The organism is Saccharomonospora glauca K62 (assembly GCF_000243395.2).
Lineage (GTDB): Bacteria > Actinomycetota > Actinomycetes > Mycobacteriales > Pseudonocardiaceae > Saccharomonospora > Saccharomonospora glauca.
The window spans coordinates 2,551,015-2,565,837 of sequence record NZ_CM001484.1 but is presented as its reverse complement, the minus strand read 5'-3'; the positions used below and the strand labels follow the sequence as shown (position 1 = coordinate 2,565,837).

The following is a 14,823-nucleotide window of genomic DNA, read 5'->3' as shown; positions in this document are numbered from 1 at the left end:
CATCTTCTCCGGTTCGCGACTCCCGGTCAGTGCTCACCGACCGATCGGCCTATTGCGTCTCGGGCGGTGATCGAGTAATCGATTTCTCGCCGTGGGCGGGAGTGTCGCGACATTTGCCCGCGCGGCTACCGTGGGGCGCGTGCCCAACTTGTATGCGACCAGCGACCTGCACGTCACGCACCGGGGTAACGAGTCCTTCGTCGACCTGATCAGGCCGGAGAGCCCCGACGACTGGCTGATCGTCGCCGGGGACGTGGCGGAGCGGATGGGGACGGTCGTCGACACGCTCGCGAGGTTGCGGGAGCGGTTCGCGACGGTGGTGTGGGTGCCGGGCAACCACGAACTGTGGACCACTGCGCGGGACCCCGACCAGCATCGCGGCGAGGACCGCTATCGGGAACTCGTACGTCGATGCCGCGGCATCGACGTGCTCACGCCCGAGGACCCCTTCCCGGTGTGGCCGTACGCGGAGCGCCCGCTGACCGTTGCCCCCCTGTTCGTGCTCTACGACTACAGCTGGCGGGCCGCGCCCGCCGAGGGCGTGCCGTTGGCCGAGGCGTTGCGGCAGGCGCGGGAGGCGGGCGTCGTGTGCACCGACGAGTTCCTCCTGCATCCCGACCCGTACCCGAGCAGGCAGCAGTGGTGCGCCCGCAGGCTGGAGTACAGCGAGAAGCGCCTCGCCCGGATTCCCGCCGACCACGGCACCGTGCTGGTGTCACACTGGCCCCTTCATCGCCATCCCACCGAGCCGCTCATCTATCCGGAGTTCGTGATGTGGTGCGGCACCGAGGAGACGGCCGACTGGCACGTGCGGTACCGAGCGGAGCTCGCCGTCTACGGGCACCTGCACATTCCCCGCACCACCGAGGTGGATGGGGTGCGCTTCGAGGAGGTCTCGCTCGGCTACCCACGGGAGTGGCAGCGCCGCGCTCGGGGCGCGGTGCCGGTGCGACGCATGCTGTGACGGCGGGAGGCCCGCTCAGCCGCCGGAGGAGTCACCCGGCCCCGCCGTACCTCCGGGGCCGTGTCGGCGCAGGTACCGCTCGAACTCGGCCGCGAGCTTGTCTCCACTGTTCTCGTCGAGCACGATCTCGGCGTCGCCGCGTTCTTCCAGACTGCGGACATACTCGCTGATCTCGTCGTCCTCGTCGGTCATCTCGGTGACCGTCCGCTGCCACTCCTCGGCCTGTTCCGGCAGCGCTCCCAGGGGGATGCGCACGTCGAGGACGTCCTCCAGCTTCCGCAGCAACGCCAGGGTCGTCTTGGGAGACGGGGGATGAGCGACGTAGTGGGGGACGGCGGCCCATACCGACACCGCGGGGACCCCGGCCTTCACGCAGGCGTCCTGGAACACGCCGATGATGCCCGTGGGGCCTTCGTACCGGCTGCGTTCCAGACCGAAGCGCACCGCCGCGTCGGCGTCGTAGGCGGTGCCGCTGACCGGAACTGGACGGGTGTGCGCCGTGTCGGCCAACAGGGCACCCAGCGTCACGACGGTGGACACGCCGAGGCGATCGACGTGGGAGAGCAACTCGTCGCAGAACGCCCGCCAACGCATGTTGGGCTCCGGGCCGTACACCAGCACGACATCGCGGTCGTAGCCCTGCGGGCGGCACACCGACAGTCTCGTCGTCGGCCACTCCACCCGCCGCGTCACGCCGTCGACCAGCCGCACGGTGGGTCGATTGACCTGGAAGTCGTAATAGTCGTCCGGGTCGATCTCGGCCAACGGCTCGGCGTCCCAGTTCAGCTGCAGGTGCTCGATCGCCGTGGTGGCCGCGTCACCGGCGTCGTTCCAGCCTTCGAAAGCGGCAATCATCACCGGTTTCGGCTCGGACCGCTCCCGTGTCGTGTCATCGAAGGGCGTGCTCACACTCACCAGCCTACGGCGCTGTCCGGGTACGGCCCGACTCCGTCGGGGTTCGTTGTGCTCACCGTAGGCTGTCGGTGGGCGCGCGGAGTTCCGCGCGCCGTCGACAGGCAGCGTGGCCGGTGTCGGAGCGATCGTCTGAGGAGCGAGGAGAAGACGTGGACAAATCGTCCGCTGTAGACGAAGTCGCCGCTGTGCTGTGGGACATGGACGGCACGCTCGTCGATTCGGAGAAGCTGTGGGACGTCGCGCTCTACGAGGCGGCGGAATGGCTGGGAGGGTCGCTCTCGCCCGAACAGCGTTCCACGCTCGTCGGCTCGAACATGGCCGCCACGTGCCGTTACCTGCTGGAGGTGACCGGGAAGCCCGCCGACGACGACGCCGTGGCGAAGGTCGCCGACTGGGTGCGCGCCCGGACGAAGGAGATGTTCGCCGAGGAACTTCCGTGGCGGGACGGTGCTCAACAGGCCCTCGACGCCGTGCGCGCGGCGGGGGTGCCGTCGGCTCTGGTCACCTCGACCGAGCGGGAGCTGACCGAATTGGCGTTGCGCACCATCGGGGCCGAGAGGTTCGACGTGACCGTCTGCGGTGACGAGGTCGACGGACTGAACAAGCCGAACCCCGAGCCCTACCTGCGGGCCGCGCGGGCGCTCGGAGTCGACCCGACCCGATGCGTGGCAGTGGAGGACTCGCCCGTGGGAGCGGAGTCCGCCGCCGCCGCGGGCTGCACGGTGCTCGTCGTCCCCAACGAGGTTCCCGTGCCGCCCGGACGACGAAGGGTGTTCCGTTCGTCGCTGGTCGGCGTCGACGCGACGGTGCTGGCGGAGCTCGTACGCTCCGTCTGAAACCTCCCTCAGGCCAGCAGCTCGGCCGGGATGTCGGCCTGCTTCGTGCCCACCAGGGCGACGTAGTGCAGCGGTTCGCCGCGCACGTTGAGCCGGTGCCGGTACCGCTCCGACAGGTGGACGTTCAACAGCCCCGACTCCCTCGCGCGCTCGATCAGACGTGCGAACCCGGAGGTGTCGGCCTCCGACAGGAAGCGGTCCTTGATGGTGAACGCGATCCACCCGCCGTCGGCGACGAAGTTGAACGCGGTCCGGAACGCCTCGGGCGGGATGTCGCCGTAGCCGAGGGCCGCCACGCAGGAAAGCGCGTTGAACTCGTGTCCGGCGAGCTTGTCCCGATCCTGCTCGGACAACCGGGTCATGTCGACCACGAGGTAGTCGTCGTAAACCTCGGGGCGGTCGCGAAGGGCCGCGTCCTTGGCCTCCGGGATGATGTCGACACCCACGAGGTGGCCCACGCCCACCGTGCGCAGTTGTGCCCCCACGAGCCCGTTCCCCGCTCCGAGGTCCAACGCCCGCAGTGACGAGGCACTCACGTTCTCCCGTTGGAGTTGTTCTTTCAGAAGCTTGCCCACGACGTCGGGAGAACGACAGTCGAGAATGTCGTGGAATAGCTGTTCGTAAAGGCCGGGAATAGCAAAGATTTGATCGTAGTCGTGAAAACGGATCTTCCTCCACGAGCCGTCGATCAGGACGGAACAGTATTCCATGTCCTGGTCGATGTGCTCAACATGATCGGGTAACCGCACCTGAAGCTGCCCGTGCCCGGGCTGTGAGCCGATCATTTCGCCAGGTAGCCTCTCGTTATCCATACCACGACCTTCCGTAGCCGCACGGTCACGAGCGGAAATCAGCAAAGTGGATTTCGTCGAGTAAGTCAACTACGCGACCGACCGCACTCTTCCCAGTGGTACCGGGTCGCCCGACGGGAAACCAGGCGAGGATGCGAGGATCACTGCTGTGAAGACCTTCGACGAGTTGTACGCCGAGCTGACCGAGCGCGCCCGCACACGACCCGAGGGGTCGGGCACCGTCGAGGCACTGGCGGCCGGGGTCCATGCCCAGGGTAAGAAGGTGTTGGAGGAGGCCGGAGAGGTCTGGATCGCGGCCGAACACGAGTCGGACGAGCGGCTGGCCGAGGAGATCTCCCAGCTGCTGTACCGCGTGCAGGTGCTGATGCTCGGCCGCGGCATCACGTTGGAGGACGTCTACCGGTATCTGTGAGCGTTGTCTCGTCTCATCGGGTGGCGCGGTCGCTTCGAAACCGGTGAAGTGAACGGTGCCGGTGGCCGCCGTGACCGCGTGGCCACGGTGCGATGTTCGATCGGTCAGTGAGGAAGGACACCAACATGCTGCGGGTCGCAGTGCCGAACAAGGGAGCGCTGGCGGGACCGGCGTCGGACATGCTCGGCGAGGCGGGCTACCGGCAGCGACATGAGCAGCGGGACCTCACCGTGCTGGACCCGGTGAACGAGGTGGAGTTCTTCTTCCTGCGTCCCAAGGACATCCCCATCTACGTGGGGTCCGGTGAGCTGGATCTCGGCATCACGGGGCGGGATCTCGCGCTCGACTCGGGTGCCGAGGTGGAGGAGACACTGGCGCTGGGCTTCGGTGGCTCCACGTTCCGCTACGCCGCTCCCGCGGGCCGCGAGTGGTCGGTTGCCGACCTCCGGGGCAAGCGGCTCGCCACGGCCTACCCGAGGCTCGTGCGGGACGACCTCGCCCGCCACGGTATCGAGGCGGAGGTCATCCGCCTGGACGGCGCCGTGGAGATCTCGGTGCAGCTCGGCGTGGCCGACGCGATCGCCGATGTCGTCGGTTCGGGACGCACCCTGCGGCAGCACAACCTCGTCGCGTTCGGCGACCCGATCTGCGTGTCCGAGGCCATCCTCGTGCGCCGAAAGGGCGGCGAGAAGTCGGCGAGGATCGACCAGCTCACCGCGCGACTCCGGGGCGTGGTGTTCGCGCAGCAGTACATGATGCTGGACTACAACTGCCCGAAGGAGCTGTTGGACAAGGCCACCGCCATCACACCCGGCCTGGAGTCCCCGACGGTCGCGCCGCTCGCGCACACCGACTGGGTCGCCGTACGGGCGATGGTCCCCCGCAAGCGCGTCAACGCGATCATGGACGAGCTCGCCGCGATCGGGGCGCGGGCGGTTCTGGCCTCCGACATCCGCGCCACCCGGCTCTGACGGTCGGCGGCAGGGTACTTGCGCGGTACGGCACCGCCCCGGACGGTCAACTGGGGCGGTGCCGTTTCGGCAGCAGGTCGTAGAGACGACGTCGAGCGCCGCTGTCGTTGGCCGAGCGCGTGCTCGACACCTCGGCGATGAACTCCTCGAACACGAATTCCTGCTCGGGCGGGTTCGGTGGGGTGGCCGACGCCGCCGTGTCGGTGTCGAGCACCCGCGCGATCTCCCGGAACGCCGCCGCCTGGGCGGTCTCGGGAGCGAACGTGGTCACCGGCACGCCCCTGGAGGCGGCCTCGTTCACCACGACGCCGAGCGGAACGTGGGCCAGGATCGGAATGCCGAGGGTCTCCAGCTCGCGCAGCGCCGCCGCCGCGTACGCGGAGACCGGCCTGCGGTAGAGACCGGGGACGAGACCGTGGTAGATGAGGGGTGGTCGTCCCACGGCGGCTTCGAGGTAGCTGATCTGTTCCCGCATCAGGCGCAGCGCGCGGATGCTCGTGCGGTCGGGCTGCACCGGGACGAGCACACCGTGACTCGCGACGAGCGCGTTGTTGGTGAGGACGTCCAGCGCCGGCGGACAGTCGATGATGACGTGGTCGTAGTTGGCGAACTGGATCACCCGCGCGAGTTGCCACCCCGGTACCCGGAACTGGTCCAGCCGCCGGATCAGGTCGAACATGCCCGGCGAGGTGGGGATCACGTCGAAGGCGCCGCCCCGCCCCACGTTGCACCGGGGATGGGCGACCACCAGCTCCTCGATCGGCCCGCGCCAGGTCTTGGTGAGCGCCTTGGCGAGGCTCGGTGCCTCCGGAGGTGGTTCCGACAACCCCAGCATCTCGGTGGTGGCGTGTCCCTGCGGATCGAGGTCGATGAGCAGCACCCGTCGACCGCGTTCGGCCAAGGCAGCGGCCGTGCCGACGCTGAGCGCCGTCTTACCGACCCCGCCCTTCTGATTGACCACCGAAGTGATCTGCACAGTGCCCTAGCTCCCGTCTCCTGGTTTGCGAGCAGGTTAGTGGATCAACGATGCCAAAGTCAGCTACGGTGTCGGCGCGAGTCGGGGAACGGTCGGATCGTCCGGCGTCAGCGACGGCGCACCAGCAGCGCCTGCGCGCCCGAGGCGACCGGCCCCTCGACGTCGTGCAGAGTGCTCAGGGCCGTGGCCGAACCACGTGGTCCGACGGTGGTGGCGGCGTCGAGACCGATCCACTCGCCCACGGGCTCGCGGTGGAGGTGCACCGTGAGTTCGGTGTTGATGAACAGCCAGTGTCGTGGGTCGAGCACGTTGGACACACCGCTGCCGGAGTCGGCGACGGTGAACACCCGTTGCAGCGGGCTGGGCTCCTCGTCGTCCACGAGAGCCACCCGTTGCCGTGCCCACACCGCGGCGGGGCCCTCGGCGTTGACGGCTCCCCGTGCCGCGCGCCACTCCAGAGCGTCGAGGTAACCGCCGTGCCAGCCCTTCGGCCAGCGGGCCGGCGGGCAGTCGACCACGGCGGGCAGGGGAGAGGTGGTCGCCGAGGTGGCGACGTCGGTGGTGTCGGTGACGGCCAGGCGCCACGCCGACGCCCGTGCCACGACCCGGTCGTTCGCCGCCAACGACGCCGACAGCAGTTCCACCGATCGTCCGGGCCGGACGACCTCGGAGGAGACGGTGAGTTCGGACAGGGGAGCGGGGCCCAGGATCTCCACGGTCACCCTGGCGAGCCTGCGTTCGCCGTCCTGCGGAAGCGCCTCCAAGGCTCGGACCAGCAACGCCGAGGGCGGGCCGAAGTGCTGGGCATCGGGGGTCCACGGGCCCGCGGTGTGCTCGGTGGGCAGGTACCGGCCGTCCCCCAAGGACAGATAGAACGTTTCCGCCACGTGTCGTCCTCTCCGTTCGTCAACCACGATCAGTCCGCGCGGTCCAGCGCCGACTCCTCGCCGGCGTCCGGTTCGGGCCAGCCCGGATACTCCGGCGGGGTGCCGCCGAACGACGGGCACAGCTCCTTGTGCGAGCACCACCCGCACAGCTTGCTCGGGTTCGGCCGGAAGTCGCCCGTCTTCCCCGCCCGCAGGATCGCCTGCCAGATGGCCTCCAGCGTGCGTTCGAAGCGGGCGAGTTCGGCCTCGTCCGGCGTGTAGGCCAGAGCCTGGCCGTCGCTGAGGTACAGAAGCTTGAGCTGGCGAGGCACGACGCCGCGAAGCCGCCACAGCACCACGGCGTAGAACTTCATCTGGAACATGGCCTTCGCCTCGCCGATCTCCCTCGGCGCCGCTCCGGTCTTGTAGTCCACCACCCGGATCTCGCCGGTGGGGGCCACGTCGAGCCGGTCGATGTAGCCCCGCAGCAGCACGCCCGAGCTCAGTTCGGTCTCGACGTGCAGCTCACAGGCCTCGGGGTCGAGGGTGCGCGGGTCCTCCAACGCGAAGTAGGAGTCGAGCAGTTTCTCTGCCGCGCCGAACCATTCGGCGAGTTCGTCGGCCGACTCGGGGTCGGTGAACAGCTCCCTCCACTCCGGACTCTCCTCCGCGAGCTCCGACCAGGTGGGACGGAGAAGTTCCCTGGCGGCCTCGACGGTGCGTTCGGCGCGCGGCAGCGCGAACAGGCGTTCCAGCACCGAGTGGACGAGAGTGCCCCGCACCTGTGCCTTGGTCGGTGTCTCGGGGAGCCGGTCCACGGCGCGGAAGCGATAAAGCAACGGGCATTGTTTGAAGTCGCTCGCTCTGGACGGGGACAGCGCGGGGCGGCGTACCTCCGTGGTCGGTGCCGCGGCGCCGGTGGGGTCCGCGTGTGGGGTGCCGGTGGTTGTGCTCCCGTTCGCCATGCCGGGCAGCGTAACCGGACGCCACGACAACGGTGCGTGCGCGGCGACTCGGCGCGTCCACTCCCGGACGAGAGGTGACCGGCGACACGCCGCACGTAACGGCCTCCTGACGCGTGACGTTCTACCCTCGACGGGTGCGCGCGACGAGCGAGTACGCAGACGAGTGGTCCCGGAGCCCGAGCTCCGCGGACGGTGGCATGCTGCTCTTCCGCATCGGCGGCGTGCCCGTGCTGCTCGCGCCGTCGTGGTGGGTCGGTTCGCTGCTCGTCGTCGTGCTCTACACGCCGCTGGTGTCGAGGATGCTGCCCGACGCGGGACCGATGCTGTCGGCCGTGCTGGCCGGGGCCTTCGCCGTACTCCTCGGCGTGTCGGTGCTCGCGCACGAACTCGGGCACTGCGTGGTGGCGTTGCGCCTGGGAATGCCGGTGCGACGTCTTCGTCTGTTCCTGCTCGGCGGGCTCTCCGAGGTCGTCCGGTCACCGCGGCGTCCCGGCCAGGAGGCGCTGATCGCGGTGGCGGGGCCGGTGGTGTCACTCGCCCTGGCCCTGGTGTGCTGGTTGCTGCTGCTGGCGGTACCCGCCGACGGAGCGGTGTGGCTGCTCGTGGCGCAGTGCGCGGTGGCCAACGTCGTGGTGGGGGTGTTCAACCTGCTTCCCGGCCTGCCTCTCGACGGAGGGCGGCTGCTGCGGTCGGGGGTGTGGGCGCTTCACGGCACCCGCGCCCTCGGTACTCGGGTGGCGGTCGTGGGCGGAGCCCTCGTGGCGGTGGGGCTGCTGGGCTGGGCCCTGTGGGGCATGGCGCAGGGCAGTGACGACCGCTGGCTGCGGCTCGGGGTGGGCCTGGTCACCGCGTGGTTCGTGGCGATGGGCGCCACCACGGAGTTCGCGTCGGACAACCGGATGAGCTGGCCCGAGGGGCTGTCCCTGACCGACCTCATGCGCCCCGTCCTGCAACTTCCCGCCGAAAGTCCGGTGTCGGACGCCCTCGCGGCCTCCGCGGGACGCGGCGTCGTGCTCGTCCGCGCCGACGGTGTGGCCGCCGGGTTGCTCGACTCGGAGGCCGCCGAGCGGCTGGCCTCGTCCGCTCCGCACTCCCCGGCCGAACTGGCGGCGGAGCCGATCCGGGCGGAGACGGTGCTCCTCGTCTCCGACCCGCCCGACGAGATCGCCGAGCACGTGGGCGAGGCGGCCACCTGGCAGTTCCTCGTCGTGGACGGTGACGGCAAACCGACGGGGGTCCTGCGCAAGGATGACGTGCACAGCGCGCTCACGGCCTCCGAGGGGTACGGGACGGGCCCCACCTTCCGGACCGGGTGAGTGGGCCTCGGTCGCGATCTGCGACCATCGCCTGCGGTTCTCGCCCCGCGGCGGGAGCGGGACGAGTGTGAACTGGAGGTGCGGTGTCAGCAGGGCCGTTTCGCGCGGGTGACCGGGTGCAGTTGACCGATCCGAAGGGACGGCACTACACGATCGTCCTGGCCGAGGGACAGGAGTACCACACACACCGGGGAGCGGTGTCCCACGACGATCTGATCGGTGCGCCCGAGGGCTCGGTGGTCACGTCGACACGGGGCACCGCGTACCTCGCGTTGCGGCCGCTACTGCCCGACTACGTGCTGTCGATGCCGAGGGGCGCGCAGGTCATCTACCCCAAGGACGCCGCGCAGATCGTGATGTGGGGCGACATCTTCCCCGGAGCGCGCGTGCTGGAGGCCGGTGCCGGTTCCGGAGCGTTGACCTGTTCGTTGTTACGGGCGGTCGGCCCGGAGGGCAGTGTCACGTCGTACGAGGTGCGGGCCGACCACGCCGAGCACGCCCGGCGCAACGTGAAGAAGTTCTTCGGAGAGCAGCCGGCCAACTGGACGCTGCACGTGGCGGACCTGGCCGAGCACACCGGCGAGGTAGATCGCGTCGTGCTGGACATGCTGACCCCGTGGGAGGTCCTGCCGACCGTCTCGGCGGCGCTCGTCCCCGGCGGGGTCCTCGTCGGCTACGTGGCCACGGTGACGCAGTTGTCGACGTTCGTGGAGGCGCTGCGCGAGCAGAAGTGCTGGACCGAGCCGGAGGCATGGGAGTCGCTCGTCCGGCCGTGGCACGTGGTCGGACTCGCCGTGCGCCCCGAACACCGAATGATCGGTCACACAGCCTTTCTTGTGACCGCCCGTCGGCTCGCCGACGGGGTCACACCGCCCCGGCCGCAGCGTAGGCCGAGCCGGGGCTGAGCCGCCCCACGCATCCCGACGGGAGCCCGGATCTTCCGGGCTCCCGAGGTGATGACTCACGTGACGGCAGTCGCAGGAGCGCGGTCACCGGCTCGTCAGAGGTCGAGGCACCACTCGCCGCCGTTCTTGCGAGCGAGGAACTGACCTTCTTCACGTCGGCTCCCCTGCGCCTTGGCCAGCGGAATCGTCGCGGTGTCGCCATTGACGACCACCTCGCCGGTTCGTTCCAGCACCACGCCGTCCGGAACGTTGCTGAAGCCCTCCTCGATGGGGCTGCACGCGATGTTGTTGATCGTGTTCATGTCACGGGCGTTGAAGGCCTGCACCAGCTGGTCCGCGAGCGCGGTCACCTGGTCCTGGTCGCTGCCGCCGTAGCTGCCGCTGCCGCCGTCGCCGTCGTCGTCGCCGGTCAGCAGGAGGATTGCCGTGACGCCTCCCCCGATCAGGAGTACGGCGGCGATGACGAGGCCCACGATGAGGCCGGTCTTCTTCTTCGGAGCCGGACCTCCGGGGTACTGGCCGAACTGCGGGCCGGCATTCCAGGCGCCGGGAGGTTGCTGACCCTGGTACGGGAACCCCCCTTGCGGACCCGGCTGGCCGGGGTAGGCCTGAGGATCGGGGAACCCTTGCTGGGGGGTTCCCGGCTGCCCCGGAAATCCTTGCTGCGGAGTGCCTTGTTGTCCCGGAAAACCTTGTTGCTGGGGGTAGCCCTGGGGGCCGCCCGGATACTGGGGTGAAGTCACGTCATCCTTCCTCGATCACACCGCCGACGCCCGGTGCGGGCGGAAAACCTAGACGGCAGCAAACGGTGTTCTACACCTTTTGGGCACCGACTTCCCGTTCGCCCCATGGTCGTGCCCGTCACTCGTCGTGAACTCGGGGAGTTGTCCGCGTGCCGAGAGGGCGTGAGCAGAGGTGACCGGTGAGCCGGCCGGAGCACGGGACCAGCGTGTATGGGGAGGAGTCGGCCGTGTGTGGCGACCGCGCGGCGGTTCGCCGACGGCGCGCGTCGCCCCGGTCGCGGTGTGGTCCGGGCCGGGGCGACGCGAGGTTCGGTGTCATACACCGAGGCACCAGGTGCCGCCTTCCTTGCGTGCGGGGAAGCTTCCCTCCTCGGTCTCACCGTCGAAGGTGGCCTGCACCGGGATCGTCGCCGTGTCCCCGGTCACCGTCACCGCGCCTCCCCGGCTGAACGTGGCGCCGTCGGGGACGACGTCCATGCCGAAGACACCGCCTTCGTCCGGACACAGCAGGGAGTCGGCGGTCTCGGCGTCTCGGTTGTTCAGAGCCTCGACGAGGGTGTCGGCGAGGGCTTCGACGGCTGCTTCGTCTCCGGTCGCACCGATGCCGCCGGTGTCGCCGGTACCGCCCGGTGCCGGCACGTCTTGCGAGGGTTGTCCCGGCATGTTCGGGGCGCTGGAGTCCGCGGGCAGGCCGTTGGAGGGTGCGCCGGGGGCCTGGGGTGCGCTTTGCTGTGGAGGCGAGGCGACGTTGGAGTCCTTCTCGTCCTCGTCGTCGTTGCCCAGAAGCAGGATGAGCGCTGTCACCACGCCACCGATGACGGCCACGGCGGCGATCGTCACCCCGACGATGAGGCCGGTCTTCTTCTTGGGAGGCTGCTGCCCCGGTCCGCCGGGGTACTGGCCGAACTGGTTCGGTCCCGCAGCGCCGGGGTAGGCGCCGGGCGGCTGCTGCTGGGGCAGGGGGCCGGAAGGCGGCATCGCCGACTGCTGGGGCTGTCCCCACGCGCCGGGCTGTGGGCCGGGCTGTCCGGGTTGAGGTGGGTAAGTCACACGAATCCTTTGGCGTTTCGGTTCTGCGAAGAAAATGTCGGTGTCGCATCCGGTGGCGAGGTGACACCGGATGCGACAAGGTCTCGGCGGGGACTCGTTGCCCGGCCGAGACCGGTGGACGGAAGTCCGGCGCTGCTGCCGTCAGGGGGTGCCCATGCCGGGCATCTCCGGCATGTCAGGCATCTTCGGGATATCGGGCATGTCCGGCATATCAGGCATCTCCGGAATATCCGGCATGTCAGGGATCTCCGGCATGTCGGGCATGTCGGGCATGTCAGGCATGGAAGGCATCTTGGGCATGCTGGACGGGTCCAGTTCGGAGCCGTTGATGCACCAGTCGTCTTCCTTCTTCGCGGTGAAGATCACCTTCACCTCACCGCTGCCGCCCGGTGAAGCGCCGCTCTCGGCTGACAGGGAAATGGGGATCTTGGCCGTGTCGCCTTCGATGGTGATGTCGCCGCCTCGGCTGGCCTTGACGGTCGGGACCTCCACGTTCATGTCCGACGGGAGGTTCTGCCCCATCTGCATCATCTGGGTCACCTGGTCGGCCATGCCTTCGCACATGATCGACATGGCGAGATCGGTGTCCTGCTCGTTGGTGGCGGTGACGAGGTCGTCGGCGAGTTCGTTTACCTGGTCCTCGTCGCTTCCGCCGCCGTTGCCCAGCAGGAGGAAGAGCGCGATGCCGCCGCCGACGAGGACGACGAGGCCGGCCACCAGACCGACGATGAGTCCAGTCTTCTTCTTCGGCTGTGCCGGTGCGCCGAAGCCCGCGGGCGGGTACGGCTGGCCGAACTGCCCCGGTTGGCCCGGCTGACCCTGTGGGCCGGGCTGAGGTGGATACGTCATCGTTCCCCCTTGTGGTCAGGTTTGCGAAATTTGGCTCCGGAAACGAAGTAATCGGTTACCGGGCGCACGCAAGATCGTAGAGGTAACGGTTGGGCCGATTTTTTACACCTCCGAGTGGCGGCTTCTTCGGTCGGCCTAGGGGGAGCGTGACGGTTCGTCACTGTGCGTCACCGTCGTTGTGACATGCGGATGAGAGCGGCATAGCGGAGTCACTCCGAGCATCAGCGGGTACTCCGCCGCAACCGGACGACGCGCCGATTCCGTGACACGGATAGGGCTTTTCATGTCGGTGATCGCCGGTACCGTGGAAAGAAATGCATTCCGAGGAGGTGCCGCAATGCAACACGACCTTCCCGGAGGTCGGCACAACGAGGCCGACTCTTCAGAGATGGGCGGAGCCGGAGGCACGGACACCCCGTCGAGCGAGCAGGCGCGTCAGATCCGCTTTCTCGAGGAGGAGGTGGCGCTGCTCCGTCGAAAGCTCACCGACTCGCCGCGCCAGAACCAGGTGCTGGAGCAGCGCTTGGCCGAGGCGAACGAGCGGGTGAGTCAACTCACCGAGCGTAACAACAAGCTGGTCGAGACTCTGCGCGAGGCGCGGAGCCAGCTGTTGGCGCTGCGGGAAGAGGTCGATCGGCTCGCGCAACCTCCGAGTGGATACGGCGTGTTCGTCGCCGCCTACGACGACAACACCGTGGACGTGTACACCTCGGGGCGGAAGATGCGGGTCGCCGTCTCGCCCGCCGTCGAGGTGGAGTCCTTGCGGCGTGGGCAGAGTGTCCGGCTCAACGAGGCGTTGACCGTCGTGGAGAGCGGCGGCTTCGAGAGCACGGGCGAGGTGTGCACGTTGCGGGAGCTGCTTCCCCCGGACTCCGAGGGAGGAAGCGCTCGCGCACTGGTGGTCGGGCACGCCGATGAGGAGCGCGTCGTCTGGCTCGCCGACCCGCTGGCCGAGCAGACGTTGAAGTCGGGCGACTCGCTCCTGGTCGACTTCAAGGCCGGCTACGCCTACGAGCGCGTGCCCAAGGCCGAGGTCGAGGATCTGGTGTTGGAGGAGGTGCCCGACGTCCGGTACGAGGACATCGGTGGCCTGTTCCGGCAGATCGAGCAGATCAGAGACGCGGTCGAACTGCCGTTCCTCCACGCCGACCTCTACACGCAGTACCGGTTGCGTCCGCCCAAGGGAGTGCTCCTCTACGGGCCGCCGGGATGCGGTAAGACGCTGATCGCCAAGGCGGTGGCGAACTCGTTGGCCAAGAAGGTCGCCGAGGCCAGGGGAGAGGCGGACGCCAAGTCCTACTTCCTCAACATCAAGGGCCCGGAACTTTTGAACAAGTTCGTCGGCGAGACCGAGCGGCACATCCGGATGATCTTCCAGCGGGCCAGGGAGAAGGCGTCCGACGGCACCCCCGTCATCGTGTTCTTCGACGAGATGGAGTCGATTTTCCGGACACGGGGCAGCGGGGTGTCGTCCGACGTGGAGACTACGATCGTGCCGCAGTTGCTGTCGGAGATCGACGGTGTCGAGGGGTTGGAAAACGTCATCGTCATCGGCGCTTCCAACCGCGAGGACATGATCGACCCCGCGATTCTCAGGCCGGGGCGACTGGATGTGAAGATCAAGATCGAGCGGCCCGACGCCGAGGGCGCGAAGGACATTTTCTCCAAATATCTGACGCCCGACTTGCCGATCCACGCCGACGATCTGCGGGAGTTCGGCGGCGACCGGCAAGCCACGATCGACGCGATGATCCAGCACACGGTCGAGCGCATGTACGAGGAGACGGACGAGAACCGGTTCCTCGAAGTCACCTATGCCAACGGGGACAAGGAAGTGCTGTATTTCCGCGACTTCAACTCCGGCGCGATGATCCAGAACATCGTCGACCGGGCGAAGAAGTCGGCCATCAAGTCCGTGCTGGAGACCAACCAGCCGGGTTTGCGGGTCCAGCACCTGCTCGACGCCATTGTGGACGAGTTCGCCGAGAACGAGGACCTGCCCAACACCACCAACCCCGACGATTGGGCGCGAATCTCGGGCAAGAAGGGCGAGCGCATCGTTTACATCCGCACGCTCGTCACGGGCAAGAACCAGGAGTCGGGTCGCGTCATCGACACGGCGACCAACACCGGCCAGTACCTCTGATCCGGGCTTCGGGGCTCTCGCGGCGGAGACGCCGTGGGAGCCTCGTTCGTGCGGGCGACACGCTCGGAGCGAGAACTGGAGCGGTGTGTATAACGTC

General features: G+C 68.5%; 15 protein-coding genes. 7 read left to right on the top strand and 8 right to left on the bottom strand.

What is annotated here, in order from left to right:
• The first annotated feature begins 139 nt into the window (after positions 1–139).
• On the top strand, positions 140–964 hold the full coding sequence (locus SACGLDRAFT_RS11990) for a metallophosphoesterase family protein (RefSeq protein ID WP_040918988.1): 825 nt from the start codon (positions 140–142) through the stop codon (positions 962–964).
• A 15-nt stretch (positions 965–979) separates the two neighbouring features.
• Here the strand turns inward: SACGLDRAFT_RS11990 and SACGLDRAFT_RS11985 are convergent, their stop codons facing one another.
• Positions 980–1,873 carry a PAC2 family protein gene (locus SACGLDRAFT_RS11985; RefSeq protein ID WP_005464917.1) on the bottom strand — a complete coding sequence of 298 codons (894 nt, stop codon included), beginning with the start codon at positions 1,871–1,873 and terminating at the stop codon, positions 980–982.
• A gap of 155 nt (positions 1,874–2,028) precedes the next feature.
• Here SACGLDRAFT_RS11985 and SACGLDRAFT_RS11980 point away from each other — a divergent pair, with 155 nt between their 5' ends.
• Entirely contained in the window at positions 2,029–2,715 is a 687-nt protein-coding gene (locus SACGLDRAFT_RS11980; RefSeq protein WP_005464914.1) for an HAD family hydrolase, read from the top strand.
• Between the two features lie 8 nt (positions 2,716–2,723).
• Here SACGLDRAFT_RS11980 and SACGLDRAFT_RS11975 read toward each other — a convergent pair whose 3' ends face one another.
• The gene (locus SACGLDRAFT_RS11975; protein WP_040918987.1) at positions 2,724–3,527 is read right to left on the bottom strand and encodes a class I SAM-dependent DNA methyltransferase; all 804 of its coding nucleotides are present in this window, start codon (positions 3,525–3,527) and stop codon (positions 2,724–2,726) included.
• Between the two features lie 148 nt (positions 3,528–3,675).
• Between SACGLDRAFT_RS11975 and SACGLDRAFT_RS11970 the strand changes: the two genes are divergently transcribed.
• Positions 3,676–3,939, top strand: a complete 264-nt coding sequence (locus tag SACGLDRAFT_RS11970; protein WP_005464908.1) for a phosphoribosyl-ATP diphosphatase — start codon at positions 3,676–3,678, stop codon at positions 3,937–3,939.
• 125 nt (positions 3,940–4,064) lie between these two features.
• On the top strand, positions 4,065–4,910 hold the full coding sequence (gene hisG, locus SACGLDRAFT_RS11965; protein ID WP_005464897.1) for an ATP phosphoribosyltransferase: 846 nt from the start codon (positions 4,065–4,067) through the stop codon (positions 4,908–4,910).
• A 46-nt stretch (positions 4,911–4,956) separates the two neighbouring features.
• Here hisG and SACGLDRAFT_RS11960 read toward each other — a convergent pair whose 3' ends face one another.
• From SACGLDRAFT_RS11960 to SACGLDRAFT_RS11950, 3 genes are all read right to left on the bottom strand, one after another.
• On the bottom strand, positions 4,957–5,886 hold the full coding sequence (locus SACGLDRAFT_RS11960; RefSeq protein ID WP_005464896.1) for a ParA family protein: 930 nt from the start codon (positions 5,884–5,886) through the stop codon (positions 4,957–4,959).
• Between the two features lie 107 nt (positions 5,887–5,993).
• Entirely contained in the window at positions 5,994–6,773 is a 780-nt protein-coding gene (locus tag SACGLDRAFT_RS11955) for a thioesterase family protein (RefSeq protein WP_005464895.1), read from the bottom strand.
• Positions 6,774–6,802: 29 nt separating this feature from the next.
• Positions 6,803–7,717, bottom strand: a complete 915-nt coding sequence (locus SACGLDRAFT_RS11950; RefSeq protein ID WP_005464894.1) for a RecB family exonuclease — start codon at positions 7,715–7,717, stop codon at positions 6,803–6,805.
• A gap of 197 nt (positions 7,718–7,914) precedes the next feature.
• Between SACGLDRAFT_RS11950 and SACGLDRAFT_RS11945 the strand changes: the two genes are divergently transcribed.
• Together SACGLDRAFT_RS11945 and SACGLDRAFT_RS11940 are read left to right on the top strand one after the other, a co-directional pair.
• Positions 7,915–9,033: a site-2 protease family protein gene (locus SACGLDRAFT_RS11945; RefSeq protein ID WP_005464893.1), complete on the top strand. Its 1,119-nt coding sequence runs from the start codon at positions 7,915–7,917 to the stop codon at positions 9,031–9,033.
• 83 nt (positions 9,034–9,116) lie between these two features.
• Entirely contained in the window at positions 9,117–9,938 is an 822-nt protein-coding gene (locus SACGLDRAFT_RS11940; protein ID WP_005464891.1) for a tRNA (adenine-N1)-methyltransferase, read from the top strand.
• A gap of 95 nt (positions 9,939–10,033) precedes the next feature.
• On the opposite strand, the gene SACGLDRAFT_RS11935 is transcribed toward SACGLDRAFT_RS11940, so the two are convergent.
• The 3 genes from SACGLDRAFT_RS11935 to SACGLDRAFT_RS22290 form a co-directional block, all read right to left on the bottom strand.
• Positions 10,034–10,681, bottom strand: coding sequence for an Rv0361 family membrane protein (locus tag SACGLDRAFT_RS11935; RefSeq protein ID WP_005464890.1), 648 nt, complete (start codon positions 10,679–10,681; stop codon positions 10,034–10,036).
• Between the two features lie 315 nt (positions 10,682–10,996).
• A complete protein-coding gene (locus tag SACGLDRAFT_RS21565; RefSeq protein ID WP_005464889.1) occupies positions 10,997–11,731 on the bottom strand; it encodes a hypothetical protein in 735 nt (244 codons plus the stop codon).
• A gap of 141 nt (positions 11,732–11,872) precedes the next feature.
• Entirely contained in the window at positions 11,873–12,580 is a 708-nt protein-coding gene (locus SACGLDRAFT_RS22290; RefSeq protein WP_005464886.1) for an Rv0361 family membrane protein, read from the bottom strand.
• A gap of 337 nt (positions 12,581–12,917) precedes the next feature.
• Between SACGLDRAFT_RS22290 and arc the strand changes: the two genes are divergently transcribed.
• The gene (arc, locus tag SACGLDRAFT_RS11920) at positions 12,918–14,726 is read left to right on the top strand and encodes a proteasome ATPase (protein WP_005464885.1); all 1,809 of its coding nucleotides are present in this window, start codon (positions 12,918–12,920) and stop codon (positions 14,724–14,726) included.
• Positions 14,727–14,823 lie beyond the last annotated feature (97 nt).